The following is a 22,150-nucleotide window of genomic DNA, read 5'->3' as shown; positions in this document are numbered from 1 at the left end:
TTATTGAAATTGGCAGCGAACTAAGTGTCAGGTGCCGGGTATACCGATCCAGGGTAGTCCGCAGCAGGGATGCTGCGGTCTAGGCCCCATGGACGGGTTTACGCCGACCCTGGAGCGGTATACCCGGTACCTGAAACGGGCTAACGGCACCCAACCGAACTAAACTGGATTAAGCCTCGGAAGCTGTCGTACTTGCCTGGTATTGATCCGCAGTCAGCAGGGCATCCAGTTCGGTGTCATCACTGGGGGTCAGCGTGAAAATCCAGCCAGCTTCGTAGCAGTCTTCGTTGATGGTCTCGGGTGCGTCTTCCAACTGGTCGTTCACGCTGGTGATAGTGCCCGATACCGGGCTGTAGATGTCGCTTGCGGCTTTGACCGATTCAATCACCGCGACTTCGCCTCCGGCGCTCAGTTCCTGGCCTACTTCGGGCAACTCTACAAACACTACGTCACCGAGCTGTGTTTGAGCATGGTCGGTGATGCCCACGGTCAGGGTGCCATCGCCGTTGTCGCGCACCCACTCGTGGCTTTTCGCGTATCGCAGTTCGGTTGGGATGGCGGTCATCGGAGTGTCCTTAAAAGTTGATCTGAAAGTCAGGTTTGGCACGCCCAGAAACACGAAACCGGCGCGGGCGCCGGTTCTGGTTGGGAACCCGGGTACCGTAGTCTGGGTTGCCGTTACTATACGCACAAAGGGTAGCAATGGCCTTTCACGAAAACAACAAATATTTCTTATAGGAAACAAGGGGCGGTCATCAGGGAATGGCCGTTCCCTGCCCGGTAAGCCTGTGCGATACTCGACGCCATTACCCGTGATCACCCACACCCAGCGAGCCGCGATACGCATGCCAGACGAACCTCTTTTCCTCAAGCAGGGTACCGCCTATGAAGGTGAATCCAAGGCCATGCGCGTCGCCCGCAAGAGCGCGACCGAAGCCACGCTCGAGCCGCTGCAACTGGGCCAGCGCGTACGCGCCATTCGTCTGAGCCAGAACCTGACGCTCGAAGAAGCCAGCAAGCGCACCGGGCTGGCCCGCTCGACATTGTCGAAAATCGAAAACGAGCAAATTTCACCGACGTTCAGCGCCGTCAACAAGCTGGTTCACGGCCTGGGCATCGATATCCCCCAACTGTTCGCCCAGCCCCGCACTGGCGCCAGCGCCGGTGGCCGCCGCGACATCACCCGCAAAGGCGAGGGCAAACCCCACCCAACGCCCACCTACGAACACGAACTGTTGGCCACCCAACTGACCCAGAAAAAGATGGTGCCGTTCCGCACCCGGGTCCACACCCGCACGTTCGACGAGTTCAGTGACTGGATCCGCCACGAAGGCGAAGAATTCCTTTATGTCCTCTCAGGCACCCTCCTGTTCTACACCGAATTCTACGAACCCGTCACCCTCAGCGAAGGCGATTCAGCCTATTACGACTGCACCATGGGGCATGCCCTGGTCTCAACCAGCGAGCAGGATGCCGAGGTGTTGTGGGTGACGGCCTAGCGGGTTTGGTTTGGTGGTTGCTTTAAGAGTGGTTAAATTGAAGCCTGTGGCAGAAGTCGCTTTGGCCAGTGGGTATAGGCTTGGCGGGTCGCTGCAAGTACGTCCGTGTAAGCTCGGCGGTCCCCATCCATGGGGACCGACGCCCCGCCAACCCTATACCCACCGTCCAAAGCTGGTCTGGTTAAGGAATTCAAGGCTTACTGGGCAAGACTCGACGTGTTGAGCAAATGTTTAAGAGTTCGCGCACCAAGATGAGTGGCGGGTACCGGGTATACCTATCTGGGGAAGTCTGAGGCATGGATGCCGAAGTCTAGGCCCCATGGATGGGTTTACGCCGACCCCAGATAGGTATACCCGGTGCCTGCCACGGACTCCTGGCACAAAAGCAAACCCGAACTCCGAACCGTGGCACGAAACTGAACCATTCCCTCATGTTTCTTATTGGAAACAAGGTTTTGTTGTTGCATTATGCCGGTCACGCCATTTTTTCAGAGTAGACTTCGGGTCTGCTTACACGCTAACAGGTGACTAATGACTGACAATACAGACTCCCTGAACACCACCCCGCTGACTGACCTGCATATTGAAATGGGTGCCCGTATGGTGCCGTTTGCCGGGTATTCCATGCCTGTGCAGTACCCGCTTGGGGTGAAGCAGGAGCACCTGCATACCCGGTCTGCTGCCGGGTTGTTTGATGTCTCGCACATGGGTCAGTTGAAATTGCATGGTGAACAGGCAGCGGCCGAGCTTGAGAAACTGGTGCCGGTCGACATTGTCGATTTGCCTGTGGGCAAGCAGCGGTATGCCATTTTTACCAGCGAGACCGGCGGTATTCTGGATGACCTGATGGTCACCCGCTATGAAGATTGTCTGTACCTGGTCGTGAATGCGGCCTGCAAGGAAGCCGATATTGCTCACCTGGAGGCCCAGCTGGGCAACGGTGTCACGCTGGAGCGGCTCGACGACCGGGCGCTGGTCGCTTTGCAGGGGCCGAAAGCGGTAGAGGTGCTGGCGCGGTATGAACCGGCCGTCGCCAGAATGGTGTTTATGGATAACTGGCAGCTGACGCTCGATGGCGTGGAGTGCTATGTCTCGCGCAGTGGCTATACCGGTGAAGACGGCTATGAAATCTCCATTCCGGCGGCCGATGCCGACCGTCTGGTCCGGCGCATTCTGGCCGAGCCTGAAGTCGAACTGATCGGCCTGGGCGCGCGGGATTCACTGCGTCTGGAAAGTGGTCTCTGCTTGTATGGGCACGATATTGATGCCACCACCACACCGCTCGAAGGCAGCCTGATCTGGGCAATCAGCAAGCCGCGCCGTGCCGATGGCGAGCGCCCGGGCGGCTTTCTGGGGGCTGAGGTGATTCTGGCGCAGATCGCGAACAAAGACTGGCAGCGCAAGCGGGTAGGGCTGGTCGGAACGGGCCGGGCACCGGTGCGGGAAGGCACGGAACTGTTCAGTGCCGAAGGCGATCGTATTGGCGTCGTGACCAGCGGCACCTTTGGGCCGAGCGCCGAGGCATCGATCGCCATGGGGTACGTCGAGACGGCCTACAGCGCACTCGATACCGAAGTGTTTGCCGAGGTGCGGGGCAAGCGCTTGCCGATGACCGTCAGCCGCATGCCGTTTGTCGAGCAGCGCTACTACCGCGGCTGAGCGGGTAAACCGTGTAACTGGCTGCCTGGCAGCCGGTTACCCTCGGCATCGGCGACCACCGCGCAGTTCACAATAGCCTCGGTCACCGTCAGTGCTACCCAGCCTTCTGCTTCTGCATCGAGCAGTTCGGCTTCCGACTTAAGCTCTTGCTGGTGTTCTGGCATCAGCCAGCGCACTTCCACCATCTGCCACACAGGGCTGTAGGGTCGGTTGTTGCTGGTCGGGCCAATGGGCTCCGGGGCTGACGGAATGATGTTGATTTGCTCACCGTCCGGAAAGGCGTAGATCCGTTCCAGAATGGTCTTCAGCCCGGGTGGTTTGGGTCGGGGTGGAATGGCATCGCGAAAGCGGGGCGTAAAGTTGGCGCCCTTGGCGATGGCCATGGTTCTGGGCCAGACATCGGTGGTGACGTAATAATACACCTTGCCGTTGTACCAACTGGCGACCAGTGGCAGCGTAATCGATGGTGAGGAAACCGCCGGTACCGCCGACCCCGAAGGTTGCAAGGCGCTGCAACCGGTCAACAGAGTGATCAGAACCAGCGGGATCAGACGACAACGCATACGCTCCCCCTTATGAAAGCCGTTCAATCGAAGGTGATTTCGCCCCGGGCAATCAGTGCATCATAGGCCGAATTCAAGGCATTGATGACGCGTGGGTCGGTTTCCGGGTTCATTGCCAGGTATAAATCGACGGTACGAATGCGAAAGGCTTCCTCGACTTCCGGGTAGCCGCTTTCTTCCGCAACTTTGTAGCCATTGATATCTGAGGTGATCCATACATCAATCAGGTCATTGGCCAGGCGTTGGGCGTTGAGTGACTCGTTCGGCAGGGTGGAGACTTCATAGCCCTGTTCCTGCAGAAAGGTCGTCGCTGCATCGCCCTCATAGCCGCCGATGCGCAATCCGCGAATATCTTCCAGGCGATTGATGTTCAGGTTGTTGCCTTCTCTTGCCAGTAAAATCCAGCTGTACTGACCGACCGGGCCCACCCATTCGAACAGGTCTTCCCGCGATTCAGTGCGCCCGGTAGAGAAAACGCCGTAGTTGGGGCGTTCAACCGCGCGTTCATAGGCAACCGACCAGGTGCGCAGACGCAATTTGAAGTCGATACCGGCCTCGTTGAATAGCTTCTCGACAATCTCGGTGGCTGTGCCGCCAATGTCTTCAATATCGTGTTCGTAGGCAGCGCCGGTCAGGCTGTAATTGAAAGTACCGTAATTTTCAGTGTAGAGGTTGATGCGTGGAAAGTCTTCGGCAAACAAAGTCGCCGGAAGCATACAGGCGCACACTAGGGCGAGCCGTCGAACCAGGGGGTGGGTCTGCATTGAAACGTTAACCTTTTCTGTTTATTGGAGTTAACGACTTCCCGTCCGCTACAGCACATTCCGATCCCTGGTCTCCATTGGGTGCTCGCCGGAAAGGGCCGTGCACTGCTTTGGAGCAGCGACGAGGTGAAAGACCGCGTCGCATGAATGATGGCTTTGTTCGTAGCAATAAACTAGCCAGCCGCGCGGCCTAGTGCAACCGCTATTCGGGATATGGGCGCAGTTTGATAGGAATTGACAAAAAAAGCCCCCGGTTTGATCGTGTGATCAAAGCGGGGGCTCATCAACAGGCCTGGTGTTCAGCAAGAGGGATCGCTCAGGCGATTAACTCACGCGCAATGCCGGCCGCCAGGCGGGCGTTGTTGAACACCAGTTGAATGTTGCTGGCCAGGCTGTCGCCGCCCGTCAGTTCGGCTACACGAGCCAGCAGGAAGGGCGTCGATTCTTTGCCGCTGATGCCCTGTTCGACCGATTCTGCAAGCGCCTGTTCAATGGCCTGCTGAATCTTGGCTGGGTCCATGGCGTAGGCTTCGGGAATCGGGTTCGCTATCACCACGCCGCCGTTCAGTTTCATGCCCCATTTGGCGTTCAAAAAGGCTGCAATGTCGCTGTCGCTGTCGAGCCGGTAATCGACACTGTGCTCGCTGGTGCGGGTGTAGAAGGCGGGCAGCGAATCGGTCTGGTAGCCCAGCACCGGAACGCCCTGGGTTTCCAGGTACTCACGGGTCAGCCCCAGGTCGAGAATCGATTTGGCACCGGCGCAGACAACGGCAACGGACGTATGCGCCAGCTCCTGCAGGTCGGCCGAGATGTCAAAGCTCTGCTGGGCGCCGCGATGCACACCACCGATGCCGCCGGTGGCAAACACCCGAATGCCAGCCATATCGGCAATGATCATGGTCGCTGCTACGGTCGTTGCACCGTGCTCACCGCGGGCGACCACATAAGGCAGATCACGGCGGGAGCATTTTGCAACGCTTTGCCCGGCTTTCGCCAGCGTATCAATTTCGTCACTGGTCAAACCGGCCTTGAGACGGCCGTTGATGATGGCGATGGTGGCTGGTACGGCACCGGCATCGCGAATAATCTGTTCCACTTCCTTGGCGGTCGTGGCGTTATCCGGCCAAGGCATGCCGTGGGAGATTATGGTGCTTTCCAGTGCAACAACGGGCAGGCCATTGGCCAGAGCGTCCGCCACTTCAGGTTTGATGTCCAGGTAGCTATTCATCGGTCGAGTATCCATTGATTAACAGTTGTTTCGGTAAGGTGCGGGTGGTTGGCACCGCTCGATTCCAGCGTCAGGCCAGCACAGCCGAGGCTAAACGCTGCTTTGTGTGACAGTTCCCAGTGCGCCCGGTCGGCGTGAATCAGCCCGGCAACGAGGGCATCGCCGGCACCGGTATCGCTGGCGATGTGGGTCGGGTAAATGCCCTGGCGGTGGTGTTGCTGGTCGGTACAAAGCATCAGGCCATCGCGACCCAGGCTCAGGGCTACGGTGTTAACGCCCCGTTCCAGCAACCGGCGCGCCAGTGTTTCCGGCTCGTAGCTGGCTTCGCCCAGCAAAGCCGAAGCTTCAGAGCGGTTAACCTTAAGTACTTTGAGGTGCGGCAATAGGGGCTGCAGGCGAGGCGCCTTGGCCGTAGAGACAGCATCGGCGTAGAGCCTGCCTTTCAGCGGCAGGGTGGCCAGCCAGGCCAGCGTCGCCTCCGGTACATTGGCTTCTACCACTACGGCATCAGCCGCCACCAGCGTCGAGCGCACCGGCGCCAGTATCTCGGGCGTCAGTGCCTCGGCAATGCCCATATCCGCGAGGGCACCAATAAGCTGACCCTGGTGATCGTTCATCGCCAGGTAGGTACTGGTTGGCAAGCTGGGGTGGCGCAACAGGCCATCGGTGCGAATACCGGCGGCCGCAATGCGCTGGTGCAGCCAATCGCCATTGGTGTCATTGCCAAGCAGCGTGATCAGCGTGACATCGTGGCCCAGGTGCGCCAGATTCTCGGCAATGTTGCGGCCAACCCCTCCGGCGCTTTGCGACAGACTGCCCGGGTTGGAATCTCCAGGGCGGTAAGCCGAGTGGCAGCGGCCGGTCAGATCCACATTGGCGCCCCCAAGTACCACAATCCGGTCCTGATCGGGCAGCAAATACCCCTTGCCCAGAATCACCCCCTGTCGTGTCAACCGCATAATATGCCCGGCCACCGATTCACGGCTTAGCCCCAACTGGTCGGCCAGTTGTTGCTGGGTGGCCATAGGGGTGGCGCGGATGGCGGCGAGAAGTTGCTGTTCAATATCGGTCATTGTCGGCCTGATTAACAAATGTTAATTAAATAACAAGTGTGAATTGTGCCTTCATGCCTAGGGAGATTGCAAGGGTTGGTTTTGTGGGAGGCCACTCTGTGGGCGACGGGGAGTATCCGAGTCAGTGATGGAGTGGTCAGAAGCGGTGGTTGGTTCTGCTTCCTGTCGCCCAGGGGACTGGCCTCTTACGATGAACCGCAGATATCACAGACAAACGAAAAGCACAGCTGAGCCAGGCTAGGCGCTGAGCGATTAAATAGAAAGGGAGTAACTGACTTCGAATGGTGCGGACGGAGAGACTCGAACTCTCACACCTTACGGCACCAGAACCTAAATCTGGCGTGTCTACCAATTCCACCACGTCCGCAAAACTGACCGGGGAGCCCCAGCCAGGGAGCGGCATGGTAATGAATTCGTCACGGCCGCGCAATAGCTGAAAAGGTTTTGAGTGACAGCGAACCCAGGCTACGGAGACTAGCGGCGGTTGTCGGGGGTGCCTCTGTGGGGTAGTCCACAACATGGACTAAAACGCCGGGAGCGTTTTAGCATGAGCGAAGCGAGCCCGAAGGGTGAATCCCATGGAGGGGATTCATATCATGTGGCCTAGGCTCCATGGATGGATCTACGCCGACCCCACAGAGGCACCCCCGGCAACCGTTGCGGACCAATGCCACAGCCTACTGACGAGCCATCTGGCGCTGCTCAAACCATTCGATGGCATCGGCCAGGGCGCGCGGCTTGGAATAGACGAAGCCCTGAATGTAATGGCAGCCCAGTTTGGAGACCGCATTGAGTTCTTCCTCGGTCTCGACGCCTTCGGCCACCACGGTAATCGACAGCGAATTGCACAGATCGACAATCGCCTTAACCACCGCCATCTGTTTCTCCGAATTGGGCAGGTCCCGAATAAAACTCTGGTCGAGCTTGATGATCCGGAACGGCAAGTCCGGCAGTTTCGACAGGTTGGCATAGCCGGAACCAAAGTCGTCCAGTGCCAACACAATGCCGAGAGCATCCAGCGCTTCCAGGCGCTGGCGGAAGTCATCGTTCTGGTCCGGAAGGTGGTGTTCGGTAATCTCGATTTCCAGATAACGCAGTGCATCCGGCTTGCGAGCATGCCAGGCCGTCAGGTAGCGCAGCGTATCCTCATTAATGCTTTGTACGCTCAGGTTCACACCCAGCACCACCGGGTGCGCGCCCTCGTTCAATTGGCGGGATATCAGCAACAGCGCCTGTTCCAGCATCCAGCGGTCCAGTTCCCGAATCGAACCGTTGTGCTCGGCCAGCTCGATGAAATGCCCCGGGTAAATCAGATCGCCGGTTTCACCCTGCAGGCGTGCCAGACACTCCAGCGCCAGAATCTCCCCGGTGCGCGAATCAATGCGCGGCTGCAGGTGAACTTCCAGGTCCTGTTGTTTCAACGCGTTCTTCAGCATTTGCGCCTTGTGCAGCCGGCGCTGAGCCTGGTCTTCATAATCGCTGTGGTACCAGTGCACCTGGTTGCGGCCCTTTTTCTTGGCGTTGAACAGCGCAATGCCCGCGTTCTGGTGCAGCTCGTTCGCCGTCAGGCCATGGCCGGGGGCGCGCGCCGCACCGATCGAGACAGTAAAGCTGTAACTGCTCTCGCCAATGGAAAACGGCTGATTCAATTGCAGGTGCAGGTCTTTCAGGCGCTCATCGCGATCATCATCGGAATGCACCTCGGTGCCGTACCAGAACAGCACGAACTCATCGGCACCGACGCGGGCCAGGAAGTCTTCCTCGTCACTGTGGTGTTTCAGGCGCTGTGACAACTGCGTCAGCAATTGATCACCCGCAGCGTTGCCCATGCTGTCGTTCAATACTTTAAAGTGATCGATATCGACATGCAGGCACCAGAGATCGTCGATCTCTTCGTCGTGTTCATCGATAAAATGGCGCAAGCCCTGCTGGTTGGCAAATTCGGTTACCGGGTCGATCAGTTGATCCGCCCGCAAGCGCTCATCCGATACCTTGTACCCGGTAATGTCGATGGCAAAGCCCAGAATACCGACAATCGCATCGTTCTCGCCGACCAATGGGTGGCGCTCAATCCGGTACCAGCGAGAAGGCTGGCCGGTCAGGTCCATTTTCAGTTCCAGCACCTGGTGGCGGCCGGTGTTCAGCGCCTGTTCGTCCGACGCCATAAAGACGTCGGCCAGTTGGGCGTTCAGCACATCGGCATCGGTTTTTCCTTTGGCATCCACACCATCGCACCAGTGGTTGGTCAGAGTGTTGTTCACCACCAGATAACGCCCAAAGCGGTCTTTCAGCCAGACCGGGAAGGTCAGGTTGTTGTACACGCTCTGCAGCAGCACATGGTCGTCGCGCAGCTGCTTGCTGGTGTCGAGCATGTCTTTGGCCTGAATCAGCGCATTTTGCAGATGTTTCTGGTCGTTCTGCGCCAGTGAAAGCGAGATGGCCGCATACACCCGAAACGTAGCCACCAGTAACGCCAGGCTACCGATGGTGCAGAGCAGCCCCATCATGCCGCTGATCATCGGAATGTTCAGGCTCAGCAACCAGACCGCGATGGCCAGTAACACACCGGAACAGAAGCCAAGGCCGACCAAAAGGCCGAGTTTTTTTGCCAGCGGGGTTTTCTGGCCGGTCAGTGGGCCGGTCTTTGAGCTCATGGTCTTCCTCGTAATGCGGGCGGGACAGACAGGCTCAGATCACGGTGCGTGACTGAGCCCGGCTTTTATAACATACGCTTACTTGATGCGTTTGTATTTGATGCGTTTCGGGCCCTGGTTACCGGTCCGCTTGTGGTAATCGGCATCGTATTCGGTGAAGTTGCCTTCAAAGAACACCGCTTTGGAATCGCCTTCAAAGGCCAGAATGTGGGTCGCGACCCGGTCGAGGAACCAGCGATCGTGCGAAATCACCATTACCGCACCCGGGAAGGCCAGAATGGCTTCTTCCAGTGCGCGCAGGGTTTCAACGTCCAGATCGTTGGTCGGTTCGTCAAGCAACAACACGTTGCCGCCCTGCTTCAGCAGTTTGGCCAAAAACAAACGGTTACGCTCACCGCCCGACAGCTGCTTCACATACTTCTGCTGGCTGTTGCCTTTGAAGTTGAAGCGGCCGAGGTAGGCCCGCGAGGGAATCTCGTAGCCGTTTACGGAAATCATATCCTGGCCGTCGGAAATTTCTTCCCAGGCCGTTTTGCTGTCGTCCAGCTCGCGCATCTGGCCAACAAACGCCAGATCGACGGTTTCGCCAACGGTAATCTCACCCGAATCCGGCGTTTCCTGCCCGGCGATCATCCGGAACAGGGTCGACTTACCGGCACCGTTACCACCGATAATGCCGACAATGGCACCCGGTGGCACGGTGAAATTGAGGTCTTCATACAGCAGGTTGCCGTTGTAGGTTTTGGAGACTCCCTCAACCTCAATCACCTTATCGCCCAGGCGCGGGCCAGGTGGAATGTAGATTTCGTTGGTCTCGTTGCGCGTCTGGAACTCACGTGAGCTGAGCTCCTCAAACTGACGCAAACGCGCCTTCGACTTGGCCTGGCGCCCCTTGGCGTTCTGGCGAACCCACTCCAGCTCGGCTTTAACGGCCTTCTCATGAGATTGCTGCTGCTTGGATTCCATCTCCAGCCGCTTTTCCTTGTTCTCCAGCCACTGGCTGTAGTTGCCTTCGAACGGAATGCCGTGGCCACGGTCCAGTTCGAGAATCCAGCCGGCGACATTGTCGAGGAAGTAGCGGTCGTGGGTAATGGCCACCACGGTGCCGGTAAACTCGTGCAGAAAGCGCTCCAGCCAGGCTACCGACTCGGCATCCAGGTGGTTGGTTGGCTCATCGAGCAGCAGCATGTCGGGGCTGGAAAGCAACAGGCGACACAAGGCCACACGGCGACGCTCACCCCCGGAGAGGTTCTTCACCGGCGCATCCCAGGGCGGCAGACGCAGCGCATCGGCCGCGATTTCCAGCCGGTTTTCCAGGTTATGGCCATCGGCCGCCGCCAGAATGTTCTCCAGCCTCTGCTGCTCCGCCGCCAGCTTGTCAAAGTCCGCATCCGGCTCGGCATAGGCGGCATACACAGCCTCCAACTGAACCTGGGCATCCTTCAAATGCGCCAGCGACTCTTCAACGGTCTCGCGTACCGTCTTCGACTCGTCCAGCTCCGGTTCCTGCGGTAAATAACCAATGTTCAGGTCTGGCTGAGGCCGCGCCTCACCCAGGTAATCCTTATCAACCCCGGCCATAATACGCAGCAGGGTAGACTTACCCGAGCCATTCAGGCCGAGCACCCCGATCTTCGCCCCCGGGAAAAAAGACAAAGAGATGTCTTTCAAAATCTGTTCTTTCGGCGGTACAACCTTGCCGACGCGGTTCATAGTAAAAACGTATTGAGCCACCGGTTCACCTTTTGGGTTCGTTTCTGGTTGTTGCTGTGAGTTCGTGCCAGGCACCGGGTATACCTGTCCGGGGTCGCCGTAAACCCGTCCCTGGGGGCTAGGCTTCGGCATCCATGCCTCAGACTTCCCCGGACAGGTACACCCGGTACCTGGCACTTAGCTGGTTGCCAACACCGCAACGTGAGTATTTTGAGTGTCGCTAGAGTATTGAAAAGGCCCCGCTTTGGAAAGGTCGGGTTATTTGTAGTCGTGTGAATAGGAAAATATTTAAGGTAGACATTCAGGAGTCTAGGCGAGAAAGTTACGTCTGCTGCTTGATTGGGGAGGCGCTTGTCACCTCAAACTCAAGTTTCGGAGTTCGCGACACGTTAAGTATCAGGTGCCGGGCATACCTCTCCGGGGAAGTTCGCAGCAAGGATGCTGCGATCTAGGCCCCATGGAAGGGTTTACGCCGACCCCGGAGAGGTATGCCCGGTGGCTGATACGGATTATTGGCAACCAAACAACCTCGAACTCCGGAACTTGTGACTAACTTACCCCTTAAAGCCCTTGCCAACCACATACACTTCCCGAGATCGGGCCCGTGAAGAATCCGGTTTGCGAATCACCACTTTGTCGAACGACGTTCGCAGGTCTTTCACGTACTCATCGTAGCCTTCGCCGTGGAAAACCTTGGCCACAAAGCTGCCCTTCGGCTTGAGTACCTGCCGCGCCATATCGAGCGCCAGCTCGACCAGATACATCGACGACGCCTGGTCGGCTACGTCCACACCGCTGATGTTGGGTGCCATGTCGGAGATGACCACATCGGCCAGGGTGCCATCCAGCGTGGCCATAATCTCATCGAACACGGCTTCTTCAGTGAAATCACCCTGAATGAACTCCACGCCCGCGATGGAATCCATCGGCAGAATGTCCGACGCGATCACCCGGCCCTTGTGACCCACCAGCTTGGCCGACACCTGCGACCAGCCCCCGGGCGCCGAGCCCAGGTCCATCACCAGCATGTTCGGGTGGATCAGTTTGTCTTTGGTGTTGATTTCCAGCAGTTTATAGCTCGCACGCGAGCGGTAACCGTCGATCTGCGCCTGTTTCACGAAGGGGTCGTTTACATGCTCTTCGAGCCACCGACTGCTGCTTTTGGATCGGGCCATAGCCAATTAACCGTGATGATTCATCGAATAAGCCGCCATTGTACGCTGTGGCCGGGCAGGGCGTAAAACCACAGCACTGACACAACCCAGCCCGACGCGTATAATTCTGCGTTATTAGGCACCTAAGTCTCGGCGTTTGCACAGTGTGAGCGTCGGATGCCGGTGGTGCTTCTGCGGGGTAGTCCGAAACATGGATGTTTCGGCCTAGGCTCCATGGATGGATCTACGCCGACCCCGCAGAAGCACCACCGGTAGCCAACGCGGACCAAAGCCACCAAACCTCCACCATGTCGGGGTCACCGACCAGGAATTCGTATGATTCGTGTGAATGAACTTGCCTTACCACTCGACCACCCGCCAGAAGCAATGCGCCCGGCCATAGTCGACCGCCTGAAACTGACCGACGCCGATCTGCTCTCGTTCAGCGTGTTCAAGCGCAGCTACGATGCGCGCAAGAAGAACTCGGAAATCAAATTCGTCTACATCGTCGACCTCGAAGTGCGCGACGAAGCCTCAGTGCTCGAACGCTTCACCGACGACCAACACGTTCGCCCGGCACCCGATACCGCCTATTACCCGGTCGCCCGAGCGCCGAACAGTATCACTGAGCGCCCCGTCGTCATCGGTTTCGGCCCCTGCGGCCTGTTCGCCGCCCTGATCCTCGCGCAAATGGGTTTCAAACCCATCGTTCTGGAACGCGGTAAAGACGTCCGCCGTCGCACCAAAGACACCTGGGCCCTGTGGCGCAAGCATGAATTGTCGCCGGAATCGAACGTCCAGTTTGGCGAGGGTGGGGCAGGGCTGTTCTCCGATGGCAAATTGTACAGCCAGATTAAAGACCCGAAATTCTATGGCCGCAAAGTCATGCACGAATTCGTGCGGGCCGGCGCGCCGGAAGAAATTCTGTTCGTCAGCAAACCCCACATTGGCACCTTCCGGCTGACCGGCGTGGTTGCCAAAATGCGTGAAGAGATCATTGCCCTGGGGGGTGAGATTCGGTTTGAAAGCAAAGTCACCGAGGTGACGCTGGATAATGGCCGGACAACCGGCGTCACCCTGGAAAACGGCGAACACATCGCCAGCCGCTACGTCATCATGGCTCTCGGCCACAGCGCGCGTGATACTTTCCGCATGCTGCACAAACAAGGCGTTTACGTCGAAGCCAAACCTTTCGCCATCGGCTTTCGCATAGAGCACCCGCAATCGCTGATCGACACCGCCCGACTCGGCAAATACGCTGGCCACCCTGAACTCGGTGCCGCCGACTATAAACTCGTGCACCACGCCAAAAACGGTCGCGCCGTCTACAGCTTCTGCATGTGCCCGGGCGGCACTGTAGTCGCCGCCACCTCCGAACCCGGCCGGGTGGTCACCAACGGCATGAGCCAGTATTCGCGCAACGAACGCAACGCCAACTCAGGCATTGTCGTCGGCATCAGCCCCGAACAGGACTTCCCGGGTGGCCCGCTCGCCGGTGTGGAACTGCAGGAGCAACTCGAATCCACAGCCTACGAACTGGGTGGCAAAGATTATTGCGCCCCGGCCCAACTGGTTGGCGATTTCATTCGCAGTACCCCATCGAATACCCTGGGCGAGGTAGAACCTTCCTACCAACCCGGCATCAAACTCGGCGACCTGGCCCCCTCGCTACCGGCCTACGCCATCGACGCGATCCGCGAAGCCCTGCCTGCCTTCGGCAAACAGATTCGAGGGTTTGATCGAGACGACGCCATTCTCACCGGCATCGAAACCCGCACCTCATCGCCGATCCGCATCAAGCGCGACAACGCCACCCTGCAAAGCATCAACACCCGCGGTCTCTACCCGGCGGGCGAAGGGGCAGGCTACGCGGGCGGCATTCTTTCGGCCGGGGTCGACGGCATTAAAGTCGCCGAAGCCCTCGCACTGGCCATGTTGGCTGATGCGGGTGCCGAAACAGGTGTGCCGGCGTGAAACTCGACGACATCAAAAAACTGCACCAGAAAAAATACCGCAACCAATTCGGTCACTACCTGGTTGAAGGCGAACACCTGGTGCTCGAACTGCAACGCGCTGCCGAACAGCAACCGGCCTTGCGCCAGGCCGAACTGCTGGTCACGGAAGCGTACGAAAACTGGCAAAGCCCGCTGCGCACCCAACTGATCAGCAGCAAGAAAATGGCGCAGATCAGCGACACCAAAACGCCCCAGGGCATCATCGCCGTCGTACCCGTTGCGCCTACGCCTGCCGCCTCCCAAACCGACACCGCCCTCTACCTCCACGAAATTCAGGACCCGGGCAACCTGGGCACCATACTGCGTACCCTGGCCTGGTTCGGTGGTTTCCGCTGCCTGCTCAGCCCCGGCAGCGTCGACCCCTACAACCCCAAAGTGGTGCGCGCCAGCATGGGGGCGATTTTTCATGTGCCGATGGAGTTGGATGTGCCACTGGAGAGTCTGGCCGGGCGTTACTCAAACATTGCCAGCCTGGATATGAGCGGCGAACCACTCACAAGCCCCAGCTTTAAATCAGCCGACTGCTACGTCTTCGGTAACGAAGCGCGAGGCGTCCCCCGCGAAGCGCTAACCGACCTGAACGCCATGGCTTTCACCATCCCAGGCTCCGGTGCCATAGAATCGTTGAATCTTGCATCCGCAGTTAATCTTTGTGTGTATGAGCGGGTACGCCACCAGAATTAGTGCCTTGAGTCAGAAATTCGCGTCAATGTAACCGCAGATGATCGAAGGACTGTCGGGTGCTCCTACTGGAGGTCGTCTGACCGCAGGGATGCGGGCAGCGAGCCTCCATGGAAGGATTTACGGCGTGCCTCCAGTAGGAGTACCCGATAGTCCGACAGCCACCAAAGTCAAAACAACCACCGAACCAACTTACCCTCGCGAATTACTGACTCATGGCACGACCACGGCGCTGGAAACTCCAGCCATGATTAGCCAAACTGGGTTTACCTGACAGGAGCCCGCCGGTGGAGCACAGCCTCAAGCACTTTTACATCCCTGAAGAGCAAAGCATCTATTTGCTCTCGCATCAGGACGCCGCCAAGCTCAAAGCCTGGATCAAGCTCTGCATGCGTCAGCTGGAGCGGCTGGGGTATCAGGACATCGAACTGATCGGGAAGGGCGCCTTCGGCTTCGTGTTTGGTGGCAAAACCCGCACCGGGGTTGATTTGGTGTTCAAATTCTCGCGCATCAACCTGCCCCAGCACGTTCAAGACCGGCTCGAAGAAGAAAGTGACCTGCAATCCCTGCTCGACCACCCGCAAATCCCCCGGGTCAAAGACTTCGTGCGCGTCGGCAAACAGGCCATTCTGGTGATGACCCGCGCCCCGGGGCTCGACCTCGACGACTACGGCCTCAAAGCCGGGCGGCTGCCCCCGCAACTGATTCTGAACATCGCCGCCCAGCTAGCCGACCTGCTGCGTTACCTGCGCACCCGAACCGATGCCCAGGGCCAGTGGCGACCCATCGTCCACGGCGACATCAAACCCAGCAACCTCGTCTTCGACCCGGCCACCGAACAGGTGCAACTGATCGACTGGGGCTCATCGGTTTTCTCCCAGCTCGATGCCGACCATCAGTTCATCTCCAACAGCGTGATGGACCTCATGTCGTCCGACCTGCAACACACCAACGCCAAACTCGGCGATGTGTACTTCATTGGCGACGAACAACTGAACGGCGGCCTCTCATCCCCCCGGTTCGACGAACAAGGCACCGCCGCCACCCTGTATGCCCTCGCCTCAGGCCAGGGCTGCCGCTTCGGGCGCAAAGTCATCACACCCCAGGCGCTCGGCTTGCCGATCGAATTTGCCCGGGTGCTGGCGGCGATGATGGACGACGACACCGGCCAGCGCCAACTGGCTGGCAACTACTTCCTCGGCCACATGACCCGCATGCGACACATCGTCGCCATGGCCCCAGCCGACGACCTGGCACCGATGATTCCGGTGTGGGTTAGCGAGCGCCACCGCGAAGTCGACACCGCCGTCTACAGCTCGCGCAAGTCCTTCCTGCGTCAGGAAAACCCCGACGACACCCTGATGGATGTTGAAGACGAACAACTCGACAAATACTACAAAAACTACCTGCAAGGCATGGGCGAAACCGAAAAAGCCTTCGTCGCCGCCGTCAGCCGACTCGGCCGTTACCCCATCGTCGGCGGCCTGGCGGTGAAATGGCACGCCGAGGGTGTTCGCATCGAATCCGCCTTCAGCCTGCACAACCCGGAACTGCGCCGCTCGTTCCACCAGTCGGTCAACAACATGGTCAACCTCGCGCGCGGCGTCTACCGCCAGGGCACCTTCAAGGCGGTGATGTACAACGCCCGCGACACCCTCCACCTCGACCGCCGCCGTGAAACCGATGCCTTCATACCCCCAAAAAGCCTGCGCATCCCCTACCTGGTGACGCCAGCGCCCCAGGGCGAAGACACCGAACGCATGCACTCCTACTTCGAAGACGGCCGCGACCCGGACGAATACCTGACCCTGCCCCCTTCCATCATGGACGAGATCGAAGCCCTCGACCGCATTCACCACACCGGCTGCATCATCTTCGAAGTGTTGCCGCGCAACCTCAAAATCCACAACTACTACCGCCTGCTCGACGCCAGCCAGGAAGAAAACTTCCGCAACCACCTAAACCGAATGCTGGCCGCCGTAAAAGACATCCAGGGCCTCGGCCTGCGCGGTTTCATGAAACTGCCCTACAAAGACCCCCGCACCTTCGACCACATCGACCAGTTACCGGCCCGGTATGCTCCCCGCAACCCCAGGGACACCCAGTTGGTTACTTAGATTAGTTGCCAGGCGTTTACTTCTGCGGCCTCATGTTGCCGCTGCCTGGTAGCCAGGTCGGACTGTCGGGTATGCTCACTAGAGGCACGCCGTGAACCCCTCCCTGGGGGCTCGGAGACAAGATATGAATCCCATCCATGGGATTCACCCTCCGGGCTCGCTACGCTCATGCCAAAACGCTCCCGGCGTTTTGGTCCCTGTTGTCTAACGGCCTCTAGTGAGCACACCCAACAGTCCTTCGCAGCCAAGTAGCCACCGTCAAAAAGTTCACAGTTCGCCGGGTTCACAATGAAATCGAAACCACACCCAAGCGACCAGCACCCTGCATGGTCCTGGTGGGCGTGGGCCCTCAGGGATGAGGGCCGTCGAGCTTACAGGGAAGTACTTGCAGCGTCCCTCCAGGACCATGAAGGGTGCTGGTCGCGCACTCTAGGCTCTAGTTGAATTCAACAAGGAGCCACAATCTCAACCATTGCCACACATAGAACAGTTCATTGCGTAATTGGCGCCTCGTAAGGCCGAAACGCTGTGGTATCATCCGCGCGCCACCCATTTCATTGGTACCAAGAGTCTGAGCATGAGCAAAAATTCGCTGGATAAAAGCAAGATTCGCATCCTGTTGCTGGAAGGTGTGCACCAAAGCGCCCTGGATACGCTGACCAAAGCCGGATACACCAACATCGAATACCACAAGGGTTCCCTGCCCGAAGCCGAACTGATCGAAAAGGTCAAAGACGCCCACTTCATCGGCATTCGCTCCCGCACCCAGCTCACCGCCGAAATCTTCGAGGCCGCCGACAAACTGGTCGCCGTCGGCTGCTTCTGCATTGGTACCAACCAGGTAGACCTCGACGCCGCCGCCCTAAATGGCGTCGCCGTGTTCAACGCCCCGTTCTCCAACACCCGCTCCGTGGCCGAACTGGTGCTGGCCGAAGCCATTTTGCTGCTGCGCGGTATACCCGAGAAGAACGCCGCCTGCCACCGCGGTGGCTGGTTGAAAACCGCGGCCGACAGCTACGAAATACGGGGCAAGAAACTCGGAATCGTCGGCTATGGCAGCATCGGCACCCAATTGGGTGTGCTGGCCGAAGGCCTGGGCATGAACGTTCAGTTCTACGACATCGTCACCAAACTGCCCCTGGGTAACGCCAACCAGGTCGGTTCCATGAACGAACTGCTCGAAACCAGCGACGTCGTTACCCTACACGTACCCGAAACCGCCTCCACCAAGTGGATGATGGGCCCCGAACAGTTCGCCCGCATGAAACCCGGCTCGGTCTTCATCAATGCTGCCCGCGGCACCGTGGTCGACATCGACGCCCTGGCCGGTGCCCTGAGGGAGAAAAAACTCCTCGGCGCGGCCATCGACGTCTTCCCGGTCGAGCCCCGCAGCAACGACGACGAGTTTGTATCGCCCCTGCGCGAATTCGACAACGTTTTACTCACGCCGCACGTGGGCGGTTCTACCCAGGAAGCCCAGTTCAACATCGGCATCGAAGTCGCTGAAAAACTGGCACTGTACTCAGACAACGGCACCTCAACCTCTGCCGTCAACTTCCCGGAAGTGGCACTGCCCGCACACCCCAGCGCACACCGGCTGTTGCACATCCACCAGAACATCCCTGGTGTAATGTCCGAAATTAACCGGATCTTCTCCGAGAACGACATCAACATCATCGGGCAATACCTGCAAACGCGGGATAAGATCGGCTACGTGGTCATTGACGTGGCGCAGGATTGCTCTCTGAAAGCGCTCGACAAAGTGAGAGAAGTAAAAGGAACGATGCGCGCGCGCATCCTGTTCTAGAAAATATTCGAAACACCGGCTTAACACCAAGCCAAGCGACGGGTGCCGGGTATACCTCTCCGGGGTAGTTCGCAGCATGGATGCTGCGAACTAGGCCCGAGACGTCGGACCGCCATGGACGGATCTACGCCGACCCCGGAGAGGTATACCCGGTGCCCGGCGCGAACGCCAGGCAATTAAGGTGACTGGCGTTTCACCCCCCAACTGGCATACTGGCTGTACGACATAAACCCGATGCGTCGGGTTTTTTGTTATCTGTATTGTTCAAATAAGGGAGACTCAACGACGTGTCTGTTCAAGGCCATCGCTTCAACAATGCCCGGGTTCTGGGAAAAACCAGCCTGGTTTTGATTCTGGTAGTTGGCCTGTCTGCCTGCATGTCCCGTGGCATGCAACAGGAACTGACCAATTGCGTCTTCCCCGACACCACCCGCACACCGGCCCCTTCCTTTATCTGCGACCAGCAGATCGAAGGCTACCCCATTACCCGGTTAACCTCCGCCCCCGCGTCAGCCGATGTTGAAACCGACGTCAGCATTGAACGTGCCCGCCTGGAGGTTCAGCACGCCATGGCGCTGGAATGGCTGGTCACCTGGTTCAGCGACGTTGTCGACGACCAGAAGACCGAAGCAAAACAGGTGATACTGACGTGGCTGAACGAAGAGCTGCGGGTCGTTCGCACCCGAGAGAGTTCATCTGGAACCATGTGGCTGCTGCTCGGCATTGCCCATTCTGAAGTGGATACCCAAGTGCAGCTTCGCAACCGGTTCGCCGCCGCGGGCATTGAAACCACCGTTCGCTGATTCGTCCTCAATCTACCGGGTTTGCCGGTATGGCAAGGCATCGCGGCCTCGACCCAAAGACCCTGGCCGTTAGCGCCTAAACCTCAGCAGGGCTAAACGGCTCGCCGCACCATGCACCCGCGCCGGACGCACCGTTCGGCCGCAGGGCAGGCCCGGGTTAGTAACCGGGCCCATTTCCCGCTAAAGTAGAGACAACTTCATTCGCAACCGCAGAACGGGAGCAGTCTCTATGTATCAACACCAATGGGTTTCCGGCGAATCGATTCTACTGCCCATGGGCAAAGCCGTGTGCGTAGGCCGCAACTACGCCGACCACGCCAAAGAACTGGGCAACGCCGTCCCTGAATCCCCCTTACTGTTCATAAAACCCGCCAGCGCATGCGTCACCCTGGGCGAGAGCATCAGCCTGCCGCGGCCCAACCTGCATTTCGAAACCGAACTGGCCCTGCTGATAGGCGCACAACTCTCGGCCGAGCACTCCGAAAACCCCATGGCCGCGGTAACCGCCGTAACCCTGGCGCTGGACCTGACCGACCGCACCCAGCAAGACGAACTCAAAAAGAAAGGCCACCCCTGGGAACGCGCCAAAGCCTTCGACGGCGCACTGCCACTCGGCGCCTGGCTGCCGGTAAACCAAATGCCCGAAAACCTGAGCGACTGGGGCTACACCCTTGAGCTGAATGGCAAACCCCAACAGCATGGGCGTGTTGAGAACATGCTGTTTAGTATTCCGGATTTGCTGGCTGAGATTGTGAAAGATTTTCGGTTGGAGCCCGGTGATGTGGTGCTGACCGGTACCCCGGCGGGTGTGGGTAAGTTGGCTTCTGGGGATAAGCTGGAGTTTGCGATTGAGGGGACCGAGTGGAAGCAGAGTAGTTTGGTTGAGTGAGGGCTTCCTTGAGCCAAACCAAGGCCCAGCCGGTACCGGCTTTCGCCCGGGCCTGCATGGGCATCCTTGCCCCACCAAGCCCTACTAAGGCATCCTTACCTGCCGCGCAATCTGGCCCCGGTTGGGGCCTAGCCTCTTAAGATTGAACCCATCCCAAGCACAAGGCGGACACATCCGACACCTTTGGGAAATAAGTACTTGCCAACCCCGTCACAGAGTGAGATGGTGAAAACACAACGTATTTTGCCTTGGTGTGCCCTGTAACCGGCCGGGCGGTAGCGAGCCTACAGCGCATCTATATGGCTGCACTTTCCTCATTTTATCAAGGCAAACATGCCTGTAGGAATTGACCGTTTAGCCAGTTTCCCTCTGATGTGACGTTATGCTTACTGGATAAGCCCTAAGCAGAATTGGCTTTTTTCTGAATCTGTAGGTGTGACCTTCATCGCATTTAATGCTCCTTAATCGACGCATATCCCGGGAATTGTCCGGAATATGTGTCGCTAGAGACGCTGACATCGGTGATAGTCGTCTGAATCGAAGGTTTTGCTGGTTTTGATATGGGGGGGGTTAATAAATGGATGATGGCCTTAAGCGCTTCATTGCGGGGTATCAGCGGTTTGGCATGGTCTGTTTTTAGACAAGTTTGGCGGGATCAGCGGCGAAAGTGACGATGAACAAACTGTTAAGCATCTTATGAAAATGAGCCGCGAAGAATACGTAGAAAAGCAGCGTAAGCGCGCCGCAGAAGTGGCGAGCGGAATGATTGATGGGTCCATTCATTACTTGGAAGGTGCCATTGAGCTATCGTCTCTAAGGTTTGAGGTTGGTTTACCTGACGACGACAAAGACTTCCTGGCTTTCACTGGGGTAGCCTCAGAAGTTGATCATTTGCCGGTTGGTGCGCCAAGGCAATACTGGTCTCAAGAAGCTCTCGACCGTCATGAGCCTGATATACAGCAAGCTATCAAATGGGCAAAGGATATCTCCTTGTCTGAATGTAGATCTATCGTGGCAAGGTTCATTGCTTAACCAAGCCATTAAGTTTGTTCCGGGCCGAGGGCCCTCCACCGGACGCCCTTGACAGGGCGCCGCTTATGGCCGGCGTTAATTGCCTCGAGAGGATAGAGTATGAAGCGTGATATGGATCTCGTTCGGAAAATACTTATCGCTTTGAATGACCACGAGCATGGCCATGCCCCAAGCAACCTGGAGATCGAGGGCTATTCTGACGAGGAAATTGGATATCATTGCTTCATCTTAAGTGAAGCCGGGTTAATTCACGCTGCAGATACTACGAGCATGGGTTCGTCTAGCCCAGAAGCTATTCCGATACGGCTAACTTGGTCAGGACACGAATTTATCGATAATGCTAAGAACGAAAATATCTGGTCTCAAACCAAGGACGCAGTTGGAAAGGTGGGAGATGTGTCATTCTCGGTATGGGCAAGCGTACTTAGCAGCGTAGTTAAAAATAATCTTGGCATTGGTAATTAACAAACCAAGGCAGTGGGACATATTTTTCTTCGCT

The 22,150-nt window shown here is 57.9% G+C and carries 18 protein-coding genes and 1 tRNA gene; 10 read left to right on the top strand and 9 right to left on the bottom strand.

Annotated features, from left to right (window positions below):
- Positions 1-169: 169 nt before the first annotated feature.
- The gene (gene gcvH, locus EP166_RS15330; RefSeq protein ID WP_127558635.1) at positions 170-565 is read right to left on the bottom strand and encodes a glycine cleavage system protein GcvH; all 396 of its coding nucleotides are present in this window, start codon (positions 563-565) and stop codon (positions 170-172) included.
- Positions 566-905: 340 nt separating this feature from the next.
- Here gcvH and EP166_RS15325 point away from each other — a divergent pair, with 340 nt between their 5' ends.
- Both EP166_RS15325 and gcvT read left to right on the top strand, forming a co-directional pair.
- A complete protein-coding gene (locus EP166_RS15325; protein ID WP_246026321.1) occupies positions 906-1,499 on the top strand; it encodes a helix-turn-helix domain-containing protein in 594 nt (197 codons plus the stop codon).
- A gap of 531 nt (positions 1,500-2,030) precedes the next feature.
- Entirely contained in the window at positions 2,031-3,158 is a 1,128-nt protein-coding gene (gene gcvT / locus EP166_RS15320) for a glycine cleavage system aminomethyltransferase GcvT (RefSeq protein ID WP_127558633.1), read from the top strand.
- Here gcvT and EP166_RS15315 read toward each other — a convergent pair.
- The 8 genes from EP166_RS15315 to rlmE form a co-directional block, all read right to left on the bottom strand.
- Positions 3,146-3,721: a DUF7482 domain-containing protein gene (locus EP166_RS15315; protein WP_127558631.1), complete on the bottom strand. Its 576-nt coding sequence runs from the start codon at positions 3,719-3,721 to the stop codon at positions 3,146-3,148. The two genes, gcvT and EP166_RS15315, sit on opposite strands and share 13 nt — an antisense overlap.
- A gap of 23 nt (positions 3,722-3,744) precedes the next feature.
- Positions 3,745-4,437, bottom strand: a complete 693-nt coding sequence (locus EP166_RS15310) for a substrate-binding periplasmic protein (protein ID WP_164743964.1) — start codon at positions 4,435-4,437, stop codon at positions 3,745-3,747.
- 364 nt (positions 4,438-4,801) lie between these two features.
- The gene (locus EP166_RS15305; protein WP_127558627.1) at positions 4,802-5,713 is read right to left on the bottom strand and encodes a pseudouridine-5'-phosphate glycosidase; all 912 of its coding nucleotides are present in this window, start codon (positions 5,711-5,713) and stop codon (positions 4,802-4,804) included.
- Positions 5,710-6,786: a PfkB family carbohydrate kinase gene (locus EP166_RS15300; RefSeq protein WP_127558625.1), complete on the bottom strand. Its 1,077-nt coding sequence runs from the start codon at positions 6,784-6,786 to the stop codon at positions 5,710-5,712. Before EP166_RS15300 ends, EP166_RS15305 begins: the two co-directional genes overlap by 4 nt.
- A gap of 282 nt (positions 6,787-7,068) precedes the next feature.
- Positions 7,069-7,153, bottom strand: a tRNA-Leu gene (locus EP166_RS15295).
- Between the two features lie 310 nt (positions 7,154-7,463).
- Entirely contained in the window at positions 7,464-9,440 is a 1,977-nt protein-coding gene (locus EP166_RS15290; protein ID WP_127558623.1) for a putative bifunctional diguanylate cyclase/phosphodiesterase, read from the bottom strand.
- A gap of 78 nt (positions 9,441-9,518) precedes the next feature.
- Positions 9,519-11,174 carry an energy-dependent translational throttle protein EttA gene (gene ettA / locus EP166_RS15285; RefSeq protein ID WP_127558621.1) on the bottom strand — a complete coding sequence of 552 codons (1,656 nt, stop codon included), beginning with the start codon at positions 11,172-11,174 and terminating at the stop codon, positions 9,519-9,521.
- Between the two features lie 533 nt (positions 11,175-11,707).
- The gene (gene rlmE, locus EP166_RS15280) at positions 11,708-12,328 is read right to left on the bottom strand and encodes a 23S rRNA (uridine(2552)-2'-O)-methyltransferase RlmE (protein ID WP_127558619.1); all 621 of its coding nucleotides are present in this window, start codon (positions 12,326-12,328) and stop codon (positions 11,708-11,710) included.
- A 315-nt stretch (positions 12,329-12,643) separates the two neighbouring features.
- On the opposite strand from rlmE, the gene EP166_RS15275 reads away from it, so the two are divergent.
- The 8 genes from EP166_RS15275 to EP166_RS15240 all read left to right on the top strand — a co-directional run bounded on the left by EP166_RS15275 (position 12,644) and on the right by EP166_RS15240 (position 22,116).
- Positions 12,644-14,281, top strand: a complete 1,638-nt coding sequence (locus EP166_RS15275) for an NAD(P)/FAD-dependent oxidoreductase (RefSeq protein WP_127558617.1) — start codon at positions 12,644-12,646, stop codon at positions 14,279-14,281.
- Positions 14,278-15,006 carry a TrmH family RNA methyltransferase gene (locus EP166_RS15270; protein ID WP_127558615.1) on the top strand — a complete coding sequence of 243 codons (729 nt, stop codon included), beginning with the start codon at positions 14,278-14,280 and terminating at the stop codon, positions 15,004-15,006. The genes EP166_RS15275 and EP166_RS15270 overlap by 4 nt, the downstream gene beginning before the upstream one ends.
- A 284-nt stretch (positions 15,007-15,290) precedes the next feature.
- Positions 15,291-17,120 (top strand): protein kinase domain-containing protein, encoded by a 1,830-nt coding sequence (locus EP166_RS15265; RefSeq protein ID WP_127558613.1) that lies wholly within the window; start codon positions 15,291-15,293, stop codon positions 17,118-17,120.
- A gap of 577 nt (positions 17,121-17,697) precedes the next feature.
- A complete protein-coding gene (gene serA / locus EP166_RS15260; RefSeq protein WP_127558611.1) occupies positions 17,698-18,927 on the top strand; it encodes a phosphoglycerate dehydrogenase in 1,230 nt (409 codons plus the stop codon).
- A 287-nt stretch (positions 18,928-19,214) separates the two neighbouring features.
- The gene (locus EP166_RS15255) at positions 19,215-19,730 is read left to right on the top strand and encodes a hypothetical protein (protein ID WP_127558609.1); all 516 of its coding nucleotides are present in this window, start codon (positions 19,215-19,217) and stop codon (positions 19,728-19,730) included.
- Between the two features lie 229 nt (positions 19,731-19,959).
- Complete coding sequence (locus EP166_RS15250) at positions 19,960-20,619, top strand: fumarylacetoacetate hydrolase family protein (RefSeq protein WP_127558607.1); 660 nt, start codon at positions 19,960-19,962, stop codon at positions 20,617-20,619.
- Between the two features lie 702 nt (positions 20,620-21,321).
- A complete protein-coding gene (locus tag EP166_RS15245; RefSeq protein WP_246026311.1) occupies positions 21,322-21,651 on the top strand; it encodes a DUF2489 domain-containing protein in 330 nt (109 codons plus the stop codon).
- A gap of 99 nt (positions 21,652-21,750) precedes the next feature.
- Positions 21,751-22,116 carry a DUF2513 domain-containing protein gene (locus EP166_RS15240; RefSeq protein ID WP_127558603.1) on the top strand — a complete coding sequence of 122 codons (366 nt, stop codon included), beginning with the start codon at positions 21,751-21,753 and terminating at the stop codon, positions 22,114-22,116.
- Positions 22,117-22,150: the final 34 nt, after the last annotated feature.

Origin of the sequence: Saccharospirillum alexandrii, from assembly GCF_004000275.1 — a bacterium.
Classification (GTDB): Bacteria; Pseudomonadota; Gammaproteobacteria; order Pseudomonadales; family Natronospirillaceae; genus Saccharospirillum; species Saccharospirillum alexandrii.
Note: the sequence above shows the minus strand (reverse complement) of the source record. Positions and strands in the feature narration are given on the sequence as shown.